We start from the raw sequence: 325 nt of genomic DNA on the forward strand, positions 1-325 counted from the left end.
TCCCAAGGGCTGCGTTGCCACCATTGGCAACTTCGACGGGGTTCACCTGGGGCACCAGGCCATCCTCGCGCGGCTGCGTGAGCGGGCGGCGGAGCTCGGGGTGCCCAGTTGCGTGGTGATCTTCGAACCTCAGCCGCGGGAATTCTTCCTGCCCGATATCGCGCCGGTGCGTCTGACCCGCCTGCGCGAGAAGCTGGAATGCTTCGCGCGCCTGGGCGTCGACAACGTGCTCTGCCTGAACTTCAATCGGCGGCTGCGCGAGTTGTCTGCCGAGGCCTTCGTCCAGCAGGTGCTGGTGGAAGGCCTGGGGGTGAAACACCTGGAG

The 325-nt window shown here is 66.5% G+C and carries 1 pseudogene; it reads left to right on the plus strand.

Going from position 1 to position 325, the window contains the following annotated elements:
* Positions 1 to 325: pseudogene (locus FS767_RS21900) on the plus strand (bifunctional riboflavin kinase/FAD synthetase); the annotation flags it as partial.

The sequence above is a fragment of the Pseudomonas sp. DE0010 genome (genome assembly GCF_007680745.1).
In the GTDB taxonomy this organism is placed as follows: domain Bacteria; phylum Pseudomonadota; class Gammaproteobacteria; order Pseudomonadales; family Pseudomonadaceae; genus Aquipseudomonas; species Aquipseudomonas parafulva_B.